Here is a 20,127-nt window from a genome sequence, read left to right as displayed (position 1 = left end):
CGTTGCTGTCGCCGCATCACCCGCGCTAGCCATTCCGACTCTTGAAGCGCTTCTCGCAAGCTCTCACGAGTTAGTTGCTGTTATATCCCAGCCGGATAGACCAGCAGGTCGTGGAAAGGTACTTACACCCACACCAGTCTCTGAATGGGCTCTCGCACATCAAGTGCCTCTACTTCGCCCGGATTCAAAGGAGGAGATTGCGACCGCCGTGGAAGGCGTTGAATGTGTGGTCACAATTGGCTACGGAGTGCTCATACCTGAATCAATTCTCGCCATTCCTCGTCATGGATTTCTCAATCTTCATTTCTCGCTGCTACCTCGATGGCGTGGTGCTGCTCCTGTACAGCGTTCCATCGAAGCTGGGGATGCTGTCACTGGCGTCACTGTCTTTCAATTAGATGCAGGTATGGATACAGGTCCGATTTACACGATGCATCGTTTCGCGTTGGATAAGGACATCACGAGCGACGAGTTATTTGTTGAACTAGGCGACCTGGGTGTGGGTGCTGTGTTGGAGACTCTTGCGAAGATTGAACGCGGAGAAAGACCTCAACCGCAATCCTCGATAGGAGCCACTCGAGCTCTCAAACTGAGTCGCGAAGAAGGACGTATTGATTGGCATCTGCCTGCAGCGCAAGTCAGTGCGAAGATACGAGCATTTACCAGCAATCCTGGGGCATGGACCGACTTCAGAGGATCGCCTATCAAAATCGCCGCTCCTGTCATGACCTCAGAGCACATTGAACCAGGTGCAATAGTTCTCAAAGAGAAGAAAATTCTGATTGGTACTTCAACCACGGCGCTAGAAATTGGCTTCATTACAAGTGTCGGTAAATCACAGAGCTCTGCTACGGCCTGGGCAAATGGCGCTCGTTTACAACCAGGAGATCATTGTGAGTAATTTTCCGCCGAAGCAGTTCACCAAGCCTCGTCCTGACGCGCCGAGGCTTCTTGCCTATGACATCATCTCAGAGGTAAACCAGCGCAACGGGTACTCCAACCTTTTGTTGCCGCAAGCTCTGACTGCATCAAAGATGGATGAACGTGATAAAGGCTTCATTACAGAACTTGTATACGGAACTATCAGAATGCAAGGTCTCTACGATTACATCTTCGCGTCGATTAGTGACCGTCCGTGGCGAGATGTCGATCCAGATATCGTGGATCTGGCACGAATGGGAGCCCACCAGATATTTGGAATGCGCACACCTATGCATGCGGCGGTCTCGGCAACCGTTGATGTGGCTCGCAAGCAATTAGGGGAGTCGAAGGGTAGTTTCGTAAACGCGCTCATGCGAAAGGCCAGCGCTCGTGAACTCGATTCTTGGCTCGAGCCTGTTCGCGCAATGAGCGATCCGGTCGCACGCCTGGCAATCGAGTACTCCCATCCTGAGTGGATAGTCTCTTCCTATTTTGATCTTCTTAAAAATGTCGATCGAGTTGAGGATGAATTGCGATCGAACAACACTCCAGCACTTCCGACCCTCGTAGCGTGGCCAGGTGACTCAACTCAGGATGAGCTCGTCGCCTTAGGCGCTACTAAGACAGAGTTCTCACCATACGGTGCAAGATTTCACGGCGCTCCCGGTTCTCTAGAAGTCATTCGTCATCGCAAGGCCGGTGTCCAAGATGAAGGCTCACAGTTAGTTGCAGATATCTTTGCAAGAGTCAGTCAAGATGCTCAAACAACCCTAGATCTCTGTGCTGGACCTGGTGGTAAGGCAGCACTGCTTTCGCATATTTGTGAGATCAGTGGTCGCGACTTCGTTGCTAATGAAATTTCAGAGCCACGAGCAAAACTGGTGAAGAACGTCATCGGAAAATTTGGCGTGATTGTGGGAGATGGTCGAGAAATCGCTTCCTATGGTCGAACTTTTGATGCTGTACTCGCTGATGTTCCTTGTTCGGGTCTAGGCGCTTTGAGAAGAAGACCTGAGGTCCGATGGCGACGTACTTTGAAGGATGTAGCACCACTTCTCCAACTGCAACGCGAGCTGAGCGATGCTGCGATTGGTGTTCTCAATCCTGGCGGATTCTTTGGATACGCAACATGTTCTCCACATTTTGCTGAGACATCAGGCCAGGTGAAGGATATTATGAAGAGACATCCCGAACTGACACTCGTTCCAGTAGATCAGTGGCTCCCAAGTGGATTGCATGATGCAACTCGAGATGGCGCACTCTCTCTATGGGGACATCTTCACAACACTGACTCCATGTTCCTCGCTATCTTTCAAAAGTCGAAATAACCTAAGGCTATGACGAGAGAAGTGAGAATTACGCCGAGCATTCTCAATGCTGATTTCTCGCATCTCAACGATGAGATTGCAAAGATTTCAAGCGTCTCTGATTTCATTCATCTCGATGTAATGGATAACATCTTTGTCCCTAATTTCACTTTTGACTTCGATGCTGCACGCGACATCATCACAGCTTGCCCCATTCCAGTCGATTCCCATCTGATGGTTGCCGAAGTTGACGAGATTGCAATCGCATATGCAGAAGCAGGCAGTGCGAGTGTTACCTTTCATGTCGAAGCTGCGACAGATATTCGTTCGACTGCACGCGGGATCAGAGCTGCTGGTGCACGCGCTGCGATAGCTTTAAAGCCCGGCACCTCAATTACTGAATATTCAGATTTTGTCGATGATGTTGATATGTTTTTGATCATGACGGTTGAACCTGGTTTCGGGGGACAGGCATTTATTGAATCCATGATTCCGAAAATTCAAGCTACGAGGAAGCTCATTGGTGATCGCCCTATCTGGCTTCAAGTTGATGGCGGCATTTCGATAGAGACGATAGCGCGCGCAGCAGAGGCTGGTGCAGATACCTTTGTCGCCGGAAGCGCCGTCTTCAACGCCGATGATCCCGCAGCCATGGTTCTCGCGCTACGTCACACAGCAATAGCTTCAAGTTACTAGAGGAGATACGTGTTAGTACTTCAATGGCTCTTCGAGTCAACAATCTCATTCGGAAGTAAATCTATTGCAGTCCGGGAAGTTATCGGCGGAATGTTGGGACTTACCAGTGCAATCCTTGGCATGCGCCGAAGAGTCTCTGCCTGGCCAGTCGGAATAATTGGAGATGCCCTCCTCTTCACGGTGTTTCTTGGAGCGGTCTTCTCATTCGGTGATGATTCACAACACGCAAATTTCTATGGCCAAGCAAGTCGCAACCTTCTCCTCATCGTCGTCAGCGCTTACGGCTGGATTCGTTGGTCACTTCACAAGCGCAATGGAATCCTCGGAACCCCTGCAGTAGAGCCTCGTTGGACCACTCGTCGCGAGAAGATGATTCTCATACCAATCATCATTGTCTTCTTCCTAATCTCAACACAGATATTCAAGGCACTCGGAGAGAGTGGCCAATGGCTTTTTGTTGATACGTGGATCTTCACGGGAACTGCACTTGCTACTTATGGAATGAGCCGTGGGTATGTAGAGTTTTGGCTTGTCTGGATTGCAGTAGATCTCGTGGGCGTGCCCTTTGCTTTCAAGAATGGCTATTTCCCGACCGGAACGCTCTATGCGATTTATCTTCCGTTCGTCATATGGGGTTTTATCTCATGGCTTCGTATCAGTAATTCAGAGAGAGCAACTGCCGCTCTCTAGTAGAATTAGCCCATGAAGTCATTCGATACCCTTTGGGCAGAACTCGTTGCAAAGCTTGAATCTCGCCCAGAGGGGTCGGGAACTGTCGCGGCCGTTGATGCCGGGGTTCACGCAATAGGCAAGAAGATTCTTGAAGAAGCTGGCGAGGTGTGGCTCGCCGCAGAACACGAAAGTAATGATGCGCTTGCCGAAGAGATAAGCCAATTGATCTATCACCTTCAGACTTTGATGCTCGCCCGCGGATTAACTCCAGACGATATCTATCGTTACCTATAGAGAGAGTCGGTTTACACAATGTTAAGAATTGCCGTTCCCAATAAGGGTTCTCTCGCTGATGCATCCATCGCTATCTTGAAGGAAGCTGGCTATCGTCAGCGCACAGATTCGCGTGATCTCGTACTTGCAGATCCCACCAACGGCGTCGAGTTTTACTATCTTCGCCCACGCGATATCGCGATTTATGTTGGCTCTGGAGAACTTGAAGCAGGAATTACCGGTCGAGACTTGCTCATCGACTCTGGCGCAGATGCGCAGGAAGTTCTTGCACTTGATTTTGGTGGTTCTACATTTCGCTTCGCAGGTCCTGCAGGCTCCGGGCTCTCGCTCGATAGAGTCTCTGGCAAGCGCGTAGCAACAGCGTATCCGGGCTTAGTAGAAAATTATCTATCCGGACGTGGAGTCTCTGCATCTGTTGTTCGCCTTGATGGGGCTGTTGAAAGTAGCGTTCGCCTCGGAGTTGCAGATGTGATTGCAGATGTCGTCAGCACTGGAAATACCTTGCGTCAAGCTGGGCTAGAAGTTTTCGGAGATCCAATACTCACCTCAGAGGCAATCCTGATTAAGCGTCCAGGTTCAGATATTCCTGCAGGCCTCGACATTCTTATTCGTCGCCTTCAAGGCGTAGTGACCGCTCGTCAATATGTACTCCTTGATTACGATGTACCTAAGACATCAGTGGAGAGAGCTTGCGCAATCACACCGGGACTTGAATCCCCAACGATTTCCCCGCTACAGAAGGAAGAATGGGTAGCAGTGCGTGCAATGGTCCTGCGCACTGAGACTAATCGATTGATGGATGAGCTCTGGGCGCTCGGTGCCCGTGGCATTCTCGTCACCGATATCCATGCTTGCCGCCTTTAATTATTTACGCGTTGCGCCAGCTTCTTCGACCTCTTCACGAGTAATGCCGAGAAGATAAAGCACCGAATCAAGATATGGTGCGCTGAGACTGCTATCAGCAGCGGCTTTCACCGCTGGCTTTGCATTAAATGCGATACCTAAACCTGCCGCTGCAATCATGTCTAAATCGTTTGCACCGTCTCCAATAGCGATAGTTTGTTCGAGTGAAACGCCTTCAATTGCGGCGAATTCTCGAAGTGCAGTTGCCTTTGCTGCGCGGTCGATAACAGCTCCAAGAACATTCCCTGAGATTTTCCCATCGACAACTTCAAGAGTGTTGGCACGATAATGAGAGATTCCTAGATCGTGAAGCATCGGTTCGATAACGGCTGTGAAGCCGCCGCTAACTACTGCAACGCTATGACCAAGCTTTTTGAGTGTAGTGACGAGAGTGCGGGCTCCGGGTGTAAGGACTATCTCATCACGGACTTCATCAATCACAGAAGCTGGAAGACCAGCGAGAAGCGCAACGCGTGCGCGAAGGCTTGCCTCAAAATCTAACTCTCCAGCCATAGCGCGATCGGTTACTGCTTTAATCTCTGCGCCTTTACCAGCTTTAGCGCCGAGGAGCTCGATTACCTCTTGTTGAATCAGAGTTGAATCCACATCCATCACAACTAACTTCTTAGCCCACCGCATCAAACCACCAGGAGAGACCGCAACATCTACAGAGTGCTTATTTGCCACCTGAGCCAGAGAGGGACGAATACAATCATGGTCAACTTCAGAGACAACAAATTCGATGGCAGTGATGGGATAGCTAGCTGTGCGATGAATGCGTTCGATATTTCCACCATGTTCTGCGATCTCAGATGCAATTGCACTGATGGCTGCAGGATGTAACGGGTTACCGAGTGCAACAACATGCATGAGGCCAGTTTTCGCCGCAATCGTTGCGCCTTCTTGTACCTGAAACGAAGTGGCGATATCGACTCCAAGCTTTTCAGCACAGAGATTGAGATCCTCATCGATTGCCAGTCGGTGATCCGGATTCAGTGAAATCAAGACCGTAAGAATGACTCGGTCCCTAGCTACAACTTGTTCGATATCCAGAACAGTGACAGCAAAAGGGGAGAGGGTCTCAAAGAGAGCCTGTGTTATGCCCGGTGTATCAACTCCGGAAAGGAGAATTAACCCCGTAAACTGGCTTTTTTCGCTGCTCATGAGGCCAGATTAGTACGAATCACTCTTTCAATCTGCAATTATTGCGCGAGATTTCACTATGAAAGATATATCGTGCTCGCATGGCCGGTGAGTATGTACTAGAGCTCCGCGATGTGTCTGTGCGTCGTGGAGATAGATCCATTCTTGGCCCGCTCACATTTGCAATTCGTCCAGGCGAACGGTGGGTCGTTCTTGGTCCCAATGGAGCTGGTAAATCAACTCTGCTCCAGATTCTTGCTACACGTTTCTTCCCATCCACTGGAACGGTGCATGTTCTTGACAATGAAATGGGCAAGATTGATCTCGCTGAATTGCGAACTCGTATTGGTATTTGCGGTGCATTAATCTCTGAAGATATCCCCAGTGATGAAGTAGTCCGAGACGTTGTACTGACAGCTGCTTACGCAGTTCTTGGCAGATGGAATGAAGCTTATGACCTCTGGGATGAATCTCGCGCTGTCGCGCTACTTACTACTTTCGGAGTCCGAGATCTGGCTGATCGTAAATATGGAACACTCAGTGAAGGCGAAAAGAAACGAGTCCAAATTTCGCGCGCTCTCATGGCAGACCCAGAACTACTCCTTCTTGATGAGCCTGCCGCAGGTCTCGATCTAGGAGGCAGGGAAGACCTTTTGCGTAGATTTTCAATATTTGCAAGTGATCCATTGGCGCCAGCTTCGATTCTTGTAACCCACCATATAGAAGAGATTCCAGTTGGTACAACGCATGCGCTGATTCTCAAGGATGGCTTAATCGCCGTTTCCGGACCAATTGCCGATGTCATCTCCAGCGAACACGTGTCAGCTATCTTCGGAATCGATATCTCGGTATCACGTGAAGGTGAGAGATTCTTCGCTAGAGCTCGTTAATGAGTTTTTCACTGAAAGAAGTTCATCCTTCTTGGCAGCCATTCTTTGCAACCAAGATAGGCATCATTCAATCAATTCTGGAGTCCTTAGAAGGGATTGCGATTTCTCCTGCACGCGAGAATATCTTTCGAGCATTCAGATACCCGCTCAATGAAGTCAAGGTAGTTATCGTTGGCCAGGACCCATATCCAGGTGAGGGGATTGCCGATGGTCTCGCCTTTTCATCGCAAGAAGGACAGGCAATTCCTGCCTCCTTGAGAAATATCTTCACCGAGTATTCCAACGATCTCAACCTGCCCCGTCCCAATAATCCTGATCTCACGCGTTGGGCTGAAAATGGTGTTCTGCTTTTGAATCGAACTCTCACAACTGCTGTGGGGGAGAGAAATGCTCATCTTGACTCAGAGTGGAAGGCGCTCACCTTCGACATCGCTCAATATTTGTCCTCCCGTAAAGTTGTGGCAATTTTATGGGGAAATTACGCGAAGGAGCTGGCGTCGATATTTAGCGAGGTAGTTGAATCTCCTCATCCAAGCCCGCTATCAGCACGGCGTGGATTCTTCGGTTCGAAGCCATTCTCACGGGCAAATGAGATTCTGATCGGCCTTAATAGAGAACCTGTTGATTGGATGTTGCAATAAAAAATCCCCCACATGGCAAAGCGCCATATGGGGGATTTCTTACTTTAGAGCGAGATTAACCAATCCAAGTATCGATTGGTGATTGTAGGAAGAAGATAATGAAGAGTCCTGCAACTACTAAGAGCAGCGGGTGAATCTCTTTACGACGTCCCTGGAGTGTGCGGATGACTACATGTGAAATAAAGCCAGCTCCGATACCTACTGAGATGTTATAGGTAAATGGCATCAAGATAATTGTGAGGAACGCTGGAATGGCAATTCCGTAATCAGACCAGTCAATTCCACTGATCTGTGTCATCATCAAGAAACCAACTATCACAAGCGCTGGAGTAGCAGCCTCATAAGGAATCATCGCCACGAGTGGAGCGAAGAGCGTAGTGAGCAAGAAGCAGACTCCAGTCACAACTGATGCCAGGCCTGTGCGCGCACCTTCACCGACTCCTGAAGCAGACTCGATGTAGCTCGTGTTAGATGAAATGCTTGCTGCGCCACCTGCAACTGCTGCGAGTGAGTCAACGAGAAGAATCTGCTCGTTGTAAGGAATGTTTCCATCCTTATCAATGAGTCCGCCTTCGTGACCGATAGCAGTGACCGTACCTACAGTGTCAAAGAAGTCAGAGAGTAGGAGGGTGAAGACGAGGAGAACTGCAGCGACGAGGCTGATTTCCTTAAATCCACCGAAGAGACTGAAATGACCTAGCAGGCTGAAGTCAGGCGTTGATACCCAACCATCCTTCGGTGTTGCCGGTACGTTGAGTGACCAACCCTTTGGGTTGAACTCTGTTGGAGAGATGAAGCTTGGGCCGATTTTGAATGCCTTCTCGAGCACAACTGCGAGAACTGTCGCTGATGCTATACCGATAAGAAGAGCACCCTTAGTCTTCTTCACCATAAGGCCGATCATTAAGAAGAGGCCAAGTGCAAAGACGATGATTGGCCAACCGACAAGGGTGCCATCTGCGCCGAGTGTGACAGGAACTGGTCCGGCACCTGTGCGACGTACGAAACCGGAGTCGACTAGACCGATAAGAGCAATGAAGAGACCAATACCAACCGAGATTGCAATCTTGAGTTGACCAGGAACAGCCTTAAATACAGCGGTACGGAAACCTGTGAGAACTAGAACAGTGATGATCAAACCTTCTAGAACGATCAGACCCATCGCATCTGGCCAAGACATCTGCTTTGCGATAACAACAGCGACGAAGGTGTTAAGACCAAGGCCGGTTGCAAGAGCAAGGGGGTAGCGCCCCACGACGCCCATAAGAATTGTAAGAATTCCTGCTACGAGAGCTGTAGCTGCGGCAATGAGTGCAAGGTGAGGCTCTTTGCCTCCGCCAATGAAATTGCCGTACTTATCTGGTGTGTAACCAATGATGAGTGGGTTGAGGACCACGATATATGCCATTGTGAAGAATGTGACGAGCCCGCCTCGTACCTCACGGCCTACCGTGGATCCACGTTCAGATATTTTAAAGAAACTATCGAGCATGGTCGACCTTCCTGATTTTGTTAACGGGGGTGTTTGCGACCCCGTGTGAAATGACGGCTCACAGACCGAGGGAATACTCGTAGTTTAAGAGAAGTCGTTATTACCGACCGGTCAGACGCGCCACGACCCCCAAGGAAATAGCGATTGATTCACCGATTAATAGGGCGAAAAGGAGAGTCCCCAACCCGACCGTACCTCCCATAAGCCATCCAATTACCAAAACTGTGACCTCAATCCCAAGTCGCACTCGACCGACACGAACACCGGTCACGCGATGTAGGCCAGTCATTGCGCCATCTCGAGGTCCCGGGCCGAGTCCGCAGGTGATGTAGAGAGAAGATCCAATTCCTACAAGTGTGATGCCCAGAAGATCAAAGAGAACTCCAGTTACCAATGAATGCTGAAGCGGGAATATAGAGATTCCTACTTGGATAAATGAGGCAATCAGAACAATATTGGAAAGTGTTCCAAAACCTGGTCTCTCTTTTAACGGAATCCAGATGAGAAGTACACAGAGCGAAATAATTGCTGTAGAAAAACCGAGCGGCCAATCTGTCTTTAATGAAAGCCCTTGAGCAAAGACGGTCCATGGCGCGTTACCCGCATTTCCCTGTACCAACAACGAATCACCGAGCCCGAAGATGGCTAGCCCAAAGAAGAGAATTGCAACGCGCTGCCAAGATAACTGCCAACGGTGCTCAGCACGCCAAGGCGTATGAGGAATAGTCCTATGTGGTGCAATGAACTTCAGCAGTGAGCGCATTCCTTGAGTCTATACTGCGCAGATGTTTATCGGATTAGGTACCGTCATTAATTTAGTTGCAATTATTGTCGGGGCCACACTTGGTATTGCCGTGGGCCATCGTTTGCGCACGCAATCTCAGAAGTCCATAACCGATGTACTTGGTTTAATCACCATCTTAGGAGCGGTGGGAGCGCTGATTCCACTGTGGTCCCACGAATTTAACTCCGCACTTCCTCAGGGGTCGCCACTGCTCGTAATTTTGCTCACCATGCTTGTCGGTGGATTTATTGGAACAGCTCTGAAATTAGAGAGCCGCCTCGATGTCTTTGGCGAAACTCTCCGCAAAAAGTTTAAGGCATCAGCGGAGAGTCCCTTTGTGGAGGGCTTTGTCACTGCATCTCTTCTTTTTCTGATCGGCCCCTTGGCAATCTTGGGCAGTATTAGCGACGGAATGTCGCAAGGCATTGATCAACTATTGTTGAAATCGTCCCTCGACTTCTTTGCCGCTATGGCATTTGCCTCAACGCTTGGGTGGGGAGTCGCAGCTTCTATTATTCCTCTTGCAATCTATCAAGGGGCCTGGACTCTAGTCGGCTGGCTTGCTGGAAATGTCCTAGAGCAATATCAAATTGATGCAATGACAATCTGTGGCGGCTTGATGCTGGTGGGAATCGGTTTAAGGCTCTTGGATATTAAAAAGATTGCAGTAGCCAACCTTCTGCCAGCGCTCTTCTTGGCACCACTGATTTCAACAGTCGTGCACGCTTTCTAGCTATCTATCGCCGAATGGCAATGGATCGGTGGAGATATGTCCCGCGCGTGATGCGCGAGCTGTAACTTGGCGCATGTGGTGGCGACGACAGAGAACCTCATACGCAACTTCGTCACTCTTACTCACATCGCCGACAACTACTTGTTCACCCTCAGTCACCATCACACCGTTGACAGTACGTGCATTGTGCGTTGCACGTGAACCGCACCAGCAGAGCGCTTCAACCTGCAGGGTATTGACACGGTCGGCAAGTTCAACGAGACGCGCAGACCCAGGGAAGAGCTTCGTGCGGAAATCCGCCAGAATTCCAAAGGCGTAGACATCGATCCCAAGGCCATCGACAATTCGAGCTAGGCCATCGATCTGACTTGGTTCATAGAATTGAGCCTCATCGCAGATGATGTAGTCGATACGTTCGCCCATAGAAAGCTTGTCGACCACCAATTTATGAATATCGAAACCTGGAACCACTTCAACGGCAGGGCTTTGAAGTCCCAGGCGTGAAGAGATCACTCCAGACCCCGCACGGTCCTGACTTGTAAAGATCAGACCACCGCGACCGCGACTTTGATGGTTATGGGCTGTCTGTAACGCGAGCGTCGACTTTCCACTATCCATGGTTCCGCAGTAGTAAATGAGCTCAGCCATGGCGACATCCTGCCACGATAGGCAGAGAAAATCTCACTTTGAAGCGAAGAGGCCGAGTGAAATGAGCGTGCTGAGTAATTGCGGCTCTACTAATTTCGCTCCTCGCACACTGATGTGCGACGCATCACGGTACACAACTACGCCATCAATAACAGCAGGGCATGTCTGCGCGCAGAACCATGAGGTTGGATTTATCTGCTGCCATCCGGGGGAGAAGATCACTTCTGATGGCTCCGTTGTATTGCACTTATCAATACGTCCTGCTGCAACACAACTTGGAATGTCGCGTAATGGATGAGGCGTATCTGCAATATAGATAATATGTTTGGAAGATCCTTGAAGTGCAGCAAAAGTCTTTGCTTCACCTTCTCTCCACCAATCAGCACGGCTTGAATAACCAGGTGGAAGTTCAAAGTGCTGCATTCCACTGACAATAACGGCCATTGGTTTTGTTGCGCGAATACGAGCAATCGAATTCTTTCGCCATTCGGAGCAATCTGCATTCTTATATTCACCTGTCTCGACCTTCACCACAGCAGGTCCCGGACAAGCAGATTTTGTGAGAGAGATAAGTTGAAAGTTCTTCTTATACGCGAGCTCTTCGAGCACTGGCATCCATTGCGCTGCATGAGAATCACCGAAGAGAATCACCTTCGTTGGACTGTCAGGTCCATATGTGCAACCTCCGGAGAGAGTTTCTCCATTATTGACATGGCAGTCATCGAGATAAACCTGGGGCTTGGCCATAATCTCGTCTAGAGAGTAGCTCTCACCTGTGCTTAAGGTGATTGTGCTGTTCGCACTAGCCGAGATCGCTAGTCCTGTACCTGTAGCTACCAGCGTGGCAATTACTGCACCAGAGACTATTTTCTTAGGGGATAACGAAATGTGGCGAAGTGGTTGTTCGATAAATCGATGAGTCATATCAGCGAGTAGCAGTGTTCCAAGAATGGCAAGTGCACGTTCGTAAATATGGAGTCCACGGCCGAGATACACCATCGGAATAACTAATAACGGCCAATGCCAGAGATAGAGAGGATAAGAAATCTCTCCTAGCCATTGGGTGAAACGAAGATTGCTGAAATAGTTGAGTATTCGTGGCCAAGAAGATATCGAGGCGATTGCTGCAGCTGTCCCTATAACTGGGGCGATCGCTGCTGTTCCAGGAAATGGAGTTTTATCGGTGTAGAAAATGGATGCGTAAACAATCAGTGCAAGGGCCGCCCACGGATAGACGACCGAGAGTTTGTATTTCTTCGGAATAGCCAATAACAGCGCACCGATTCCAAGTTCCCACGCGCGAGTAGGTAGCGCATAGAAAGCCCAGATAGGTGAGCGCTCGGTGAGGTAAAGACTCAAGAGAAAAGATCCAAGAGTGATGAGGCCAATTACCTTGAAGAGGTTTCTACGCCCACCGGTCTTATAGGCAACGAGAACGATGACTGGCCAGAAGAGATAGAACTGCTCTTCAACCGCAAGAGACCAGAAGTGAATGACAACCGGCGGAATCGCATTGAGATTCTGATAGTCCATCTGCCAGAAGGCGAAGAGGAAATTGGAGACATAGATGGCCGCGGCGAAAATGTCCTTACCGAGCTCTTCTCGCATTGTGCCGGGATACAAAGACCACGAGACAATCGCAGTCACCATAAGAATTGAAAATGAAGTTGGTAGAAGTCTCTTTATCCGTCTGAGATAGAAGGCTTTAAAATTTAATCCACTTCGTTCTTCAATCTCGCGCACGATGAGGCCCGTGATCAAATATCCAGAGATTACATAGAAAATATCGACGCCGATATATCCGCCGCCAACGAGGCTGGCATGGAAGAGAAGTACGAGAATTGCGGCGAGTGCCCTGAGAGCTTGAATCTGAGGAATGCGCATTTACTCGGCGACCACCGCGCGAATAGTGATGTTCGGGAACTTCTCCATTATGCGTTCACGACCTTGTAGCGCACAAATTTCATAGAGAACAACTACTTCAGAGATTGAAGCGCCGAGTTCCTCAATCAATTCAATGGATGCAATCAGCGTTCCACCGGTTGCCAGAACATCATCGACGAGGAGCACCTCATCACCTGATACGACTGCATCAATATGTGCTTCAATGACATCGGTTCCGTATTCAAGACCATAGCTCTTTGAAATGGTTGTGTGTGGAAGTTTTCCGGCCTTACGTAATGGCACGAAACCCTTATGAGTCTTCGATGCGATTGCAGCACCCAAGATAAATCCACGAGCCTCAACGCCTACGACATGAGAATAGGCAGATGAATCTCCAGCGAGTTCTTGTGTTATGGCGTCAAAAGCCGAGGCGTTGGCGAGGAGCGGTGTGATGTCCTTGAAGAGAACCCCTGGAGCTGGGAAATCAGGTATATCTCGTATAAGTGCGAGAGCCTGTTGAAGTTGCATACAGCGCTCCATTTCAACTGTTCAGATTTCACAGAAATTGAACAATCCTTGTGTCCGAAAGGGGACTTGAACCCCTAATCCCTTGCGAGAACTAGCACCTCAAGCTAGCGCGTCTGCCAATTCCGCCACCCGGACGAGTGTCCCCGCCACGAATAAGCAAAGCCTATGTGATGGGGGTGAATTACCGCGGCAAGGATAGCAATGCCTCGCCTCTCACGCAAAACATGGGCTCTTGCTCGAGAATAGTAGAGAATGTAGCCATGACCAACGAATTTGCAACGCTAGAAGAAGAGACCATTTCAATCTGCCAGGACCTCATTCGAATCCCATCCGTCAACTACGGCGACGGTAAAGGCGATGAGAAGGCAGTTGCGGAATATGTCGTTGCATCTCTTGCAGAAGTTGGAATCAGCGCAAAGATCTACGAATCAGCACCTCAACGTTGTAATGTCATTGCCCACATTGAAGGTGCAGATCCCACTCGTCCAGGGCTTGTTGTTCATGGGCATATCGATGTTGTTCCCGCCAATGCAGATGATTGGAGCGTCGATCCTTTTGGTGCCGTAATCAAAGATGGAATGATTTGGGGCCGCGGCGCAGTTGATATGAAGAACGTCGATGCCATGTTGCTTGCAATTGTTCGTCGATGGGCGCGTTCTGGATATAAGCCGCCACGTAATATCGTTCTAGCGTTCTTTGCAGATGAGGAAGCAGGGAGCAGCTACGGCTCGCGCTATATGACAGCACATCATCCAGAAGTTTTTGCTGGTTGCACCGAAGCTATTTCGGAAGTTGGCGGATTCTCGGTCACTGTTGGAGATGGAAAGCGCCTCTACTTTGTAGAAGCAGCCCAAAAGGGTATTCATTGGATGAAACTCACGGCGGATGGTCGTGCAGGACATGGATCGATGATGAACGATGAGAATGCACTTACAGCGCTTTCTGAGGCAGTGGCCAAGATTGGTCGGTTCGAATGGCCACAACGGTATACAAAGACAGTTAAGTTACTTTTCAAGCGCATCGCTGAGGCAACTGGAAAGCCGTATGATGAAAATGATCTTCGCCCGTTACTGAAAGAGATTGGCCCAACTGCACGCATGATCGGTGCGACATTGCAGAACACAGCTAATCCAACAATCCTTGAAGCTGGTTACAAAGCCAACGTCATCCCGGGTAGCGCCAGCGCGACGGTAGATGGACGCTTCTTGCCTGGATACGAAGATGAGCTCAATAGGACAATACGTGAAATTGTCGGCCCTGATATTCGTGTCGAGACTCTTACCCATGACATCGCTCTTGAAGTTGAATTCGGTGGCCCACTCGTTGAGGCTATGTGTGCAGCAATTGTGCGCGAAGACCCAGAAGGTATTCCTGTTCCCTACACCATGAGCGGTGGAACCGATAACAAGGCACTTTCGGAGCTCGGCATCATCGGATATGGATTCAGTCCGCTTCAACTTCCTGCTGATCTCGATTTTATGGCGCTATTCCATGGCGTCGATGAGCGAGTACCAATCGACGGTTTGAAGTTTGGCGTTAAGGTGCTGAACGACTTCTTAGAAAACTGCTGAGACTTCGTCGAGTACTTCTCGAATTTGAAGAGGCAGCGCGATTTCCTCTGATGTCAAAATTCCACGTAGTTGCGCACCTGTACGCGCACCAACAATTGATGATGTCACCAACGGGTTATCACGCACCCAAGCAATCGCCACTTCCAGTGGAGCAAAACCCAATCCCTCTGCAGCGACGCTTACCGCTTCAACTATTCGTGCGCTTCGTTCGTTCATATATGGCTCAACGTGCTTGATGAAGTGTGGCGCCGCTGCGCGTGAATCACTTGGAATTCCAGTGCGGTATTTTCCAGTTAAGACACCACGGGCAAGCGGAGCCCATGCAAGGAATCCAACTCCGAGGTCATCAACGCAAGGAAGGACTTCGTGTTCAACTTTTCGATTGAGAAGCGAGTATTCATTTTGAACTGAAATGATCGGCGCTTTCATCGCATGGAGTTCTTGAAGTGTGATTGCGCGCGAGCTCTGCCACCCTGAAAAGTTCGAGAGGCCTACATAGCGAGCCTTACCGCTGGAGTAAGCATAATCAAGTGCCGAGAGAGTGTCATCGAGTGGCGTGTTGGCATCCCAACCATGAATCTGCCATAGATCGACATGATCTGTTCCAAGACGTGAGAGCGACTTATCAAGTTCGGCAATCAATGAATGCCGAGAGTTGTTGACGACACGTTCACCATTGATGAGCTGGACCCCAGCCTTGGTTGCAATGACGACTTCATCGCGGCTAAAGAGTGTTCCGATCATTCCACCAATAACGCGCTCGGCATCACCATCACCGTAGATCGGAGAGGTATCAAGGAAATTGCCACCAGCATCAATATAGGCACGGCATTGGTCGGCAGCCTCATGGGTATCTGTATCGCGACCCCAGGTCATAGTGCCTAGACCTATTCGTGAAAGCGTCAGACCGCTCTTACCTGCTCGACGCATTTCCATGAGCGCGACCTTAGCAAGACTGAACCAGAGAAACTGGATAACCTTGGCGCACCGCGTGTTGTCGATTGAGAAGAGGTTTTGGCTGTGAACACATTCATCTTCTTGCGCCATGGACATTCCGCCGCAAATAAGAGTGGAACTCTCACCGGACAACTTCCTGGTATTGGACTATCTCCTGAAGGCCGCAAGCAGGCCACGGAGCTCATCACGCGAATCGGAAAGTCATCCATCGATTGCATACACATGAGCCCAATTCACCGATGTCAGTTGACGCTCGAACCTTGGTTGAACTCAAGGAACTCTTCCACAATGACCAAACTCAGTATCGATGACGGGTTCTCAGAGATTGACTTTGGCGACTGGAGTGGAAGGAAACTTTCATCCTTAAGGCGACTGCCGCTATGGAAGGCGGTACAGAATGCTCCCTCAACTGTGACATTTCCTGGAGGAGAGTCATTTAAGAAGGCGCAGAAACGAGCGACTCAATCCTTTGATTCAATTCGCGCTATCCGCGGTGACAAGACACATCTCATAGTTTCTCACTCAGACACCATCAAACTCGTGGTTGCCGCTGCGATCGGCATGAAACTAGATGATTTTCAAAAACTAGAGATTTCGCCAGCGAGTTTTACTGTCTTTCGTGGCGACGCCAAGCGAATCTCACTCTTGACAATTAATAACTCCGGATCGCTCTCGGAAATTCTCAAGAAGCCATGATTCGTATCTATAAGAATCTATCTCGCTTTACTGTAGGCACTATCGGAATGCCAGGGGAGCGAACTTTCTTTATACAGTTTCGGAAGGGAACGGAGGTTATCTCTGCTTCTATCGAGAAATCGCAAGTTGCAGCCTTGAGCGAGCGAATCCATTTCATGCTGAAAGAGATTCGCTTGGCACATCCGCTTACCGAGCGTCCCACTCTCATTAGAGACTCTCTACCTCTGGATACTCCTGTGATTGATGAATTTCGGATTGGTTCTATCGCGATTTTTTACGACGAGGAATCTGGGCTTATTCAAATTGATCTACGAGAACTCAATCTCAATTCCGAGGAGATCGATGAAGATGATGCATCGGACGACGTTGAAGTCCTGCGCATCTACGTTACCGCTACACAAGCGCTGATATTTAGCGACAGAGCCGATCTTGTAGTAGCTGCTGGACGCCAACCATGTCCTTTCTGCGGGTTACCCATTGATCCACAAGGCCACCTCTGTGCACGAGCCAATGGCTACAGGCGATGAATCTGTTGCAGACTGGCGAGATTAATGTCGAAGGTCGCCTTGTTGATGCGAGCAATGCAACGCTCTTTGTCTCTATCACAGACGGAATATCGTCCACCAACGCCATCTATAAACCAATTGCGGGGGAGCGTCCGCTGTGGGATTTCCCAGATGGCAATCTGGCATCTCGCGAGCGAGCTGCCTACCTGGTAGATCATGCACTCGGTTTCAATCACATTCCGCTGACAATACTTCGAGATGGACCCTTTGGTATGGGAATGGTCCAGCAGTGGATTAATGTTGATGAACATGTCGATCTTGAAGATTTCTTCCGAAAAGATGATCCACAACTGAGACAGGTGGCGCTTCTTGATGCGGTTATCAATAACACCGATAGAAAGATTGGCCATCTTCTGCCTTCGAAGGATGGTCATCTCTATATCTGCGATCACGGAGTAACTTTTCACTCTGACAATAAGTTGCGCACCGTGTTGTGGCAATGGGCTGGAGAACCACTAACTTCAGAAGAGATCTCAGCACTCGAAAATCTCTCGGTGGCGATTGATGGCCATCTCGCTACTGAGTTGCGCTCTCTCATCACGGGTGATGAAGTTGATGCTCTTCACGCACGCATTGACAACCTTCTGAAGACATCGTCTTTCCCGCATCCAAATCCTGAGTGGCCTCACATACCTTGGCCACCCTTCTAGACGCTACTCTTTCCATATGAAATCTTGGGCAACCGTTGCGATACCGCCGCTCGATAAGCGATTTGCTCTACCCGAACTCTCATTGTGGGATACGGCGCGCGCAGGAAAGTTTCCACTACCCAACAAGAATCTCTATCGAATCTATGTGTGTGGAATTACTCCATACGATGCGACCCATTTAGGGCATGCTGCTACCTATCTCACCTTTGACTTAGCTCACCGCTATCTCCGTGCACGTGGTGCGCAGGTTCGCTTTGTTCAAAATATTACCGACATCGACGATCCTTTGCTTGAACGTGCTAATCGGGACCGCGTTGATTGGAGAGAACTTGCCCAGTCGCAGATTGAGCTATTCCGAGGAGATATGGTCAATCTCCACGTGCTTCCACCAGATCACTACATCGGCGTAGTTGAGGCAATGGATCTCGTTACTTCGGCTATTTCTCAATTGTCAGAACGTGGAAGCACTTACTCAGTCGACAATGATCTCTATTTCTCTGTTCACGCAGATAAGAAATTCGGGTCTCGTTCCCATCTCGCTCACGATGAGATGCTCTCGATTTTTCAAGAGCGCGGGGGCGATCCACAGCGCGAAGGTAAGAAGGATCCACTAGATGCGCTTCTCTGGCTCGCTCACCGAGAGGGCGAACCTTCCTGGCCAAGCACCCAAGGGGATGGTCGACCTGGCTGGCATATTGAATGCTGTGCAATCGCATTGCATTACCTGCAACCAGAAGAAGGCGATAGCACCTCAATCGATATCCAAGGCGGTGGAAGTGATTTAATCTTCCCGCACCACGAAATGTCAGCTGCGCAGGCTGAAATTCTAGAAGGGCGAGAGTTTGCAAGTCATTATGTGCATGCGGGAATGATTGCACTTGATGGCGTGAAGATGAGCAAGTCTCTCGGAAATCTTGTATTTGTATCTAAGTTAGTCGCAGCGGGCACAGATCCGATGGCTATTCGATGGGCGTTAATGGAATCTCATTACTCAACCGATCGCTCATGGTCGGCCGAACTTCTTTCAACCTCAGAAGATTGGATAGTTCGATTACGTCGAGCTCTCTCTATGATGGAGACTGCGCCTACTGATCCCGTGATTCAAGATGTCATCAGTGCGCAATCGGATAACCTCAATACCGCTAAATCTCTTGCGACACTCAAAGCTTGGATTCACCGCTGCGAAGAAGGTTCTACCGGAGGAAGCGCCGGGGAATTATCACGGGCGATCGATAGCTTGCTGGGACTTGCGCTTTAGTTTTCGTTTGTATTGTTTTGGCGTCGAAGGAATCTTTCAACCTCACGCGCAAGCTCTTCACCAGAGTCATCTGAAATTTCATTGGCATCTTTCGACTCTTCAAGAGTCTTGATGTACTCCTCGATATCAGAGTCTTCCTTCACCATTGCGTTGACTGAGTTCTCCCATATGCGAGCCTGTTCATGTAAGTCGCCTTGGGGGAGATTGATCTCAAGGAAATCTTCTAGACCATTTACTAGTGCGAGAGTCGCCTTGGGGGAAGGGCTCGCATTTGCATAGTGTGGAACAGCTGCCCATAGTGCAACCGCATCCAATCCACGGCGAACACAACCATCCTGGATGACGGCGAGAATTCCTGTCGGGCCTTCATAGCGACTTACCTCCACGCCAAGACGTGCTGCGATATCAGGATGTGCGCCAGTACCAGAGACTGGAATGGCGCGAGTATGTGGAGTATCGGCCAACATCGATCCGAGGGTGATGACGAGTTCAACTTCCAGATCATCGGTGAGATCAAGAAGCTGTGAAGCAAATCCGCGCCATCGCATACTAGGTTCAACTCCACGAACAACTACAAAATCACGTTCGCCATGTGGGTTTCGAAGACCGAAAATTTGGACTCCCGGCCAGGTAAGGCTTCGAATCATTGAGTCATCGACAAAGATCAAAGGACGATTTACTTGGAAATCATAGAAATCTTCTGAATCAAATTCAGCGATGAGTTCAGGTGCAAACTCTGATGAGTCTGTATCACTGGAAAAGGTAGAGAGGAGGTGGCTAATAACGCCTGTTGCCGCTTCACCGGCATCGCTCCAGCCACCAAATGCAATCACCATGATGGGTGAGCGAAGGTTTGGAATCTGATGAATCTCCACGAGTGACACCTTACGGTA

22 protein-coding genes and 1 tRNA gene are annotated in these 20,127 nt (G+C 49.5%); 14 read left to right on the top strand and 9 right to left on the bottom strand.

The features are described from left to right. The 6 genes from fmt to hisG form a co-directional block, all read left to right on the top strand. Window positions 1–901 (top strand): methionyl-tRNA formyltransferase (gene fmt, locus ACKOVI_RS05745; protein WP_509603137.1); only part of this gene is annotated, 901 nt, incomplete at its 5' end. Further along, the gene (locus ACKOVI_RS05740) at window positions 894–2,249 is read left to right on the top strand and encodes a transcription antitermination factor NusB (RefSeq protein WP_509603136.1); all 1,356 of its coding nucleotides are present in this window, start codon (window positions 894–896) and stop codon (window positions 2,247–2,249) included. The genes fmt and ACKOVI_RS05740, both read left to right, overlap by 8 nt. A 9-nt stretch (window positions 2,250–2,258) precedes the next feature. Next, entirely contained in the window at window positions 2,259–2,924 is a 666-nt protein-coding gene (gene rpe / locus ACKOVI_RS05735) for a ribulose-phosphate 3-epimerase (protein WP_509603135.1), read from the top strand. Window positions 2,925–2,933: 9 nt separating this feature from the next. Continuing rightward, window positions 2,934–3,614: a nicotinamide riboside transporter PnuC gene (gene pnuC / locus ACKOVI_RS05730; protein WP_509603134.1), complete on the top strand. Its 681-nt coding sequence runs from the start codon at window positions 2,934–2,936 to the stop codon at window positions 3,612–3,614. Between the two features lie 12 nt (window positions 3,615–3,626). Further along, window positions 3,627–3,890: a phosphoribosyl-ATP diphosphatase gene (locus ACKOVI_RS05725; RefSeq protein WP_509603133.1), complete on the top strand. Its 264-nt coding sequence runs from the start codon at window positions 3,627–3,629 to the stop codon at window positions 3,888–3,890. An 18-nt stretch (window positions 3,891–3,908) separates the two neighbouring features. Next, the gene (hisG, locus tag ACKOVI_RS05720) at window positions 3,909–4,754 is read left to right on the top strand and encodes an ATP phosphoribosyltransferase (RefSeq protein WP_509603132.1); all 846 of its coding nucleotides are present in this window, start codon (window positions 3,909–3,911) and stop codon (window positions 4,752–4,754) included. On the opposite strand, the gene serB is transcribed toward hisG, so the two are convergent. Beyond that, on the bottom strand, window positions 4,755–5,957 hold the full coding sequence (gene serB, locus ACKOVI_RS05715) for a phosphoserine phosphatase SerB (RefSeq protein WP_509603131.1): 1,203 nt from the start codon (window positions 5,955–5,957) through the stop codon (window positions 4,755–4,757). Between the two features lie 80 nt (window positions 5,958–6,037). Between serB and ACKOVI_RS05710 the strand changes: the two genes are divergently transcribed. Further along, window positions 6,038–6,826, top strand: coding sequence for an ABC transporter ATP-binding protein (locus ACKOVI_RS05710; RefSeq protein WP_509603130.1), 789 nt, complete (start codon window positions 6,038–6,040; stop codon window positions 6,824–6,826). After that, window positions 6,826–7,467, top strand: coding sequence for a uracil-DNA glycosylase (locus ACKOVI_RS05705; RefSeq protein WP_509603129.1), 642 nt, complete (start codon window positions 6,826–6,828; stop codon window positions 7,465–7,467). Before ACKOVI_RS05710 ends, ACKOVI_RS05705 begins: the two co-directional genes overlap by 1 nt. A 55-nt stretch (window positions 7,468–7,522) precedes the next feature. On the opposite strand, the gene ACKOVI_RS05700 is transcribed toward ACKOVI_RS05705, so the two are convergent. Further along, on the bottom strand, window positions 7,523–8,959 hold the full coding sequence (locus ACKOVI_RS05700; protein ID WP_509603128.1) for an NCS2 family permease: 1,437 nt from the start codon (window positions 8,957–8,959) through the stop codon (window positions 7,523–7,525). 100 nt (window positions 8,960–9,059) lie between these two features. After that, window positions 9,060–9,722 (bottom strand): membrane protein YczE, encoded by a 663-nt coding sequence (yczE, locus tag ACKOVI_RS05695; protein ID WP_509603127.1) that lies wholly within the window; start codon window positions 9,720–9,722, stop codon window positions 9,060–9,062. Between the two features lie 22 nt (window positions 9,723–9,744). Here yczE and ACKOVI_RS05690 point away from each other — a divergent pair, with 22 nt between their 5' ends. After that, the gene (locus tag ACKOVI_RS05690) at window positions 9,745–10,476 is read left to right on the top strand and encodes a DUF554 domain-containing protein (RefSeq protein ID WP_509603125.1); all 732 of its coding nucleotides are present in this window, start codon (window positions 9,745–9,747) and stop codon (window positions 10,474–10,476) included. Here the strand turns inward: ACKOVI_RS05690 and ACKOVI_RS05685 are convergent, their stop codons facing one another. The 4 genes from ACKOVI_RS05685 to ACKOVI_RS05670 all read right to left on the bottom strand — a co-directional run bounded on the left by ACKOVI_RS05685 (window position 10,477) and on the right by ACKOVI_RS05670 (window position 13,671). Next, entirely contained in the window at window positions 10,477–11,124 is a 648-nt protein-coding gene (locus tag ACKOVI_RS05685; RefSeq protein ID WP_509603124.1) for a thymidine kinase, read from the bottom strand. It abuts the gene before it with no gap. 33 nt (window positions 11,125–11,157) lie between these two features. Then, window positions 11,158–13,008 carry an acyltransferase family protein gene (locus ACKOVI_RS05680; RefSeq protein ID WP_509603122.1) on the bottom strand — a complete coding sequence of 617 codons (1,851 nt, stop codon included), beginning with the start codon at window positions 13,006–13,008 and terminating at the stop codon, window positions 11,158–11,160. Beyond that, window positions 13,009–13,536, bottom strand: a complete 528-nt coding sequence (locus ACKOVI_RS05675) for an adenine phosphoribosyltransferase (protein WP_509603121.1) — start codon at window positions 13,534–13,536, stop codon at window positions 13,009–13,011. It abuts the gene before it with no gap. 51 nt (window positions 13,537–13,587) lie between these two features. Continuing rightward, window positions 13,588–13,671: transfer RNA gene (locus tag ACKOVI_RS05670), tRNA-Leu, on the bottom strand. A gap of 125 nt (window positions 13,672–13,796) precedes the next feature. Between ACKOVI_RS05670 and ACKOVI_RS05665 the strand changes: the two genes are divergently transcribed. After that, window positions 13,797–15,107 (top strand): M20/M25/M40 family metallo-hydrolase, encoded by a 1,311-nt coding sequence (locus tag ACKOVI_RS05665; protein ID WP_509603120.1) that lies wholly within the window; start codon window positions 13,797–13,799, stop codon window positions 15,105–15,107. Here the strand turns inward: ACKOVI_RS05665 and ACKOVI_RS05660 are convergent. Beyond that, the gene (locus ACKOVI_RS05660; RefSeq protein WP_509603119.1) at window positions 15,093–16,043 is read right to left on the bottom strand and encodes an aldo/keto reductase; all 951 of its coding nucleotides are present in this window, start codon (window positions 16,041–16,043) and stop codon (window positions 15,093–15,095) included. The two genes, ACKOVI_RS05665 and ACKOVI_RS05660, sit on opposite strands and share 15 nt — an antisense overlap. An 84-nt stretch (window positions 16,044–16,127) precedes the next feature. Here ACKOVI_RS05660 and ACKOVI_RS05655 point away from each other — a divergent pair, with 84 nt between their 5' ends. From ACKOVI_RS05655 to mshC, 4 genes are read left to right on the top strand one after another with little or no spacing between them, the layout of a single operon-like run. Beyond that, on the top strand, window positions 16,128–16,760 hold the full coding sequence (locus tag ACKOVI_RS05655) for a histidine phosphatase family protein (protein ID WP_509603117.1): 633 nt from the start codon (window positions 16,128–16,130) through the stop codon (window positions 16,758–16,760). After that, entirely contained in the window at window positions 16,757–17,287 is a 531-nt protein-coding gene (locus ACKOVI_RS05650; RefSeq protein WP_509603115.1) for an Rv2134c family protein, read from the top strand. Before ACKOVI_RS05655 ends, ACKOVI_RS05650 begins: the two co-directional genes overlap by 4 nt. After that, the gene (locus tag ACKOVI_RS05645) at window positions 17,284–17,976 is read left to right on the top strand and encodes an Rv2133c family protein (protein WP_509603113.1); all 693 of its coding nucleotides are present in this window, start codon (window positions 17,284–17,286) and stop codon (window positions 17,974–17,976) included. Before ACKOVI_RS05650 ends, ACKOVI_RS05645 begins: the two co-directional genes overlap by 4 nt. Before the next feature lie 16 nt (window positions 17,977–17,992). After that, window positions 17,993–19,234, top strand: coding sequence for a cysteine--1-D-myo-inosityl 2-amino-2-deoxy-alpha-D-glucopyranoside ligase (gene mshC, locus ACKOVI_RS05640; protein WP_509603111.1), 1,242 nt, complete (start codon window positions 17,993–17,995; stop codon window positions 19,232–19,234). On the opposite strand, the gene ACKOVI_RS05635 is transcribed toward mshC, so the two are convergent. Next, entirely contained in the window at window positions 19,231–20,109 is an 879-nt protein-coding gene (locus tag ACKOVI_RS05635) for a PAC2 family protein (protein WP_509603110.1), read from the bottom strand. The two genes, mshC and ACKOVI_RS05635, sit on opposite strands and share 4 nt — an antisense overlap. Window positions 20,110–20,127 lie beyond the last annotated feature (18 nt).

This window comes from Candidatus Planktophila sp. (genome assembly GCF_046070465.1).
In the GTDB taxonomy this organism is placed as follows: domain Bacteria; phylum Actinomycetota; class Actinomycetes; order Nanopelagicales; family Nanopelagicaceae; genus Planktophila.
This window is presented reverse-complemented; position numbering and strand designations above follow the sequence as displayed.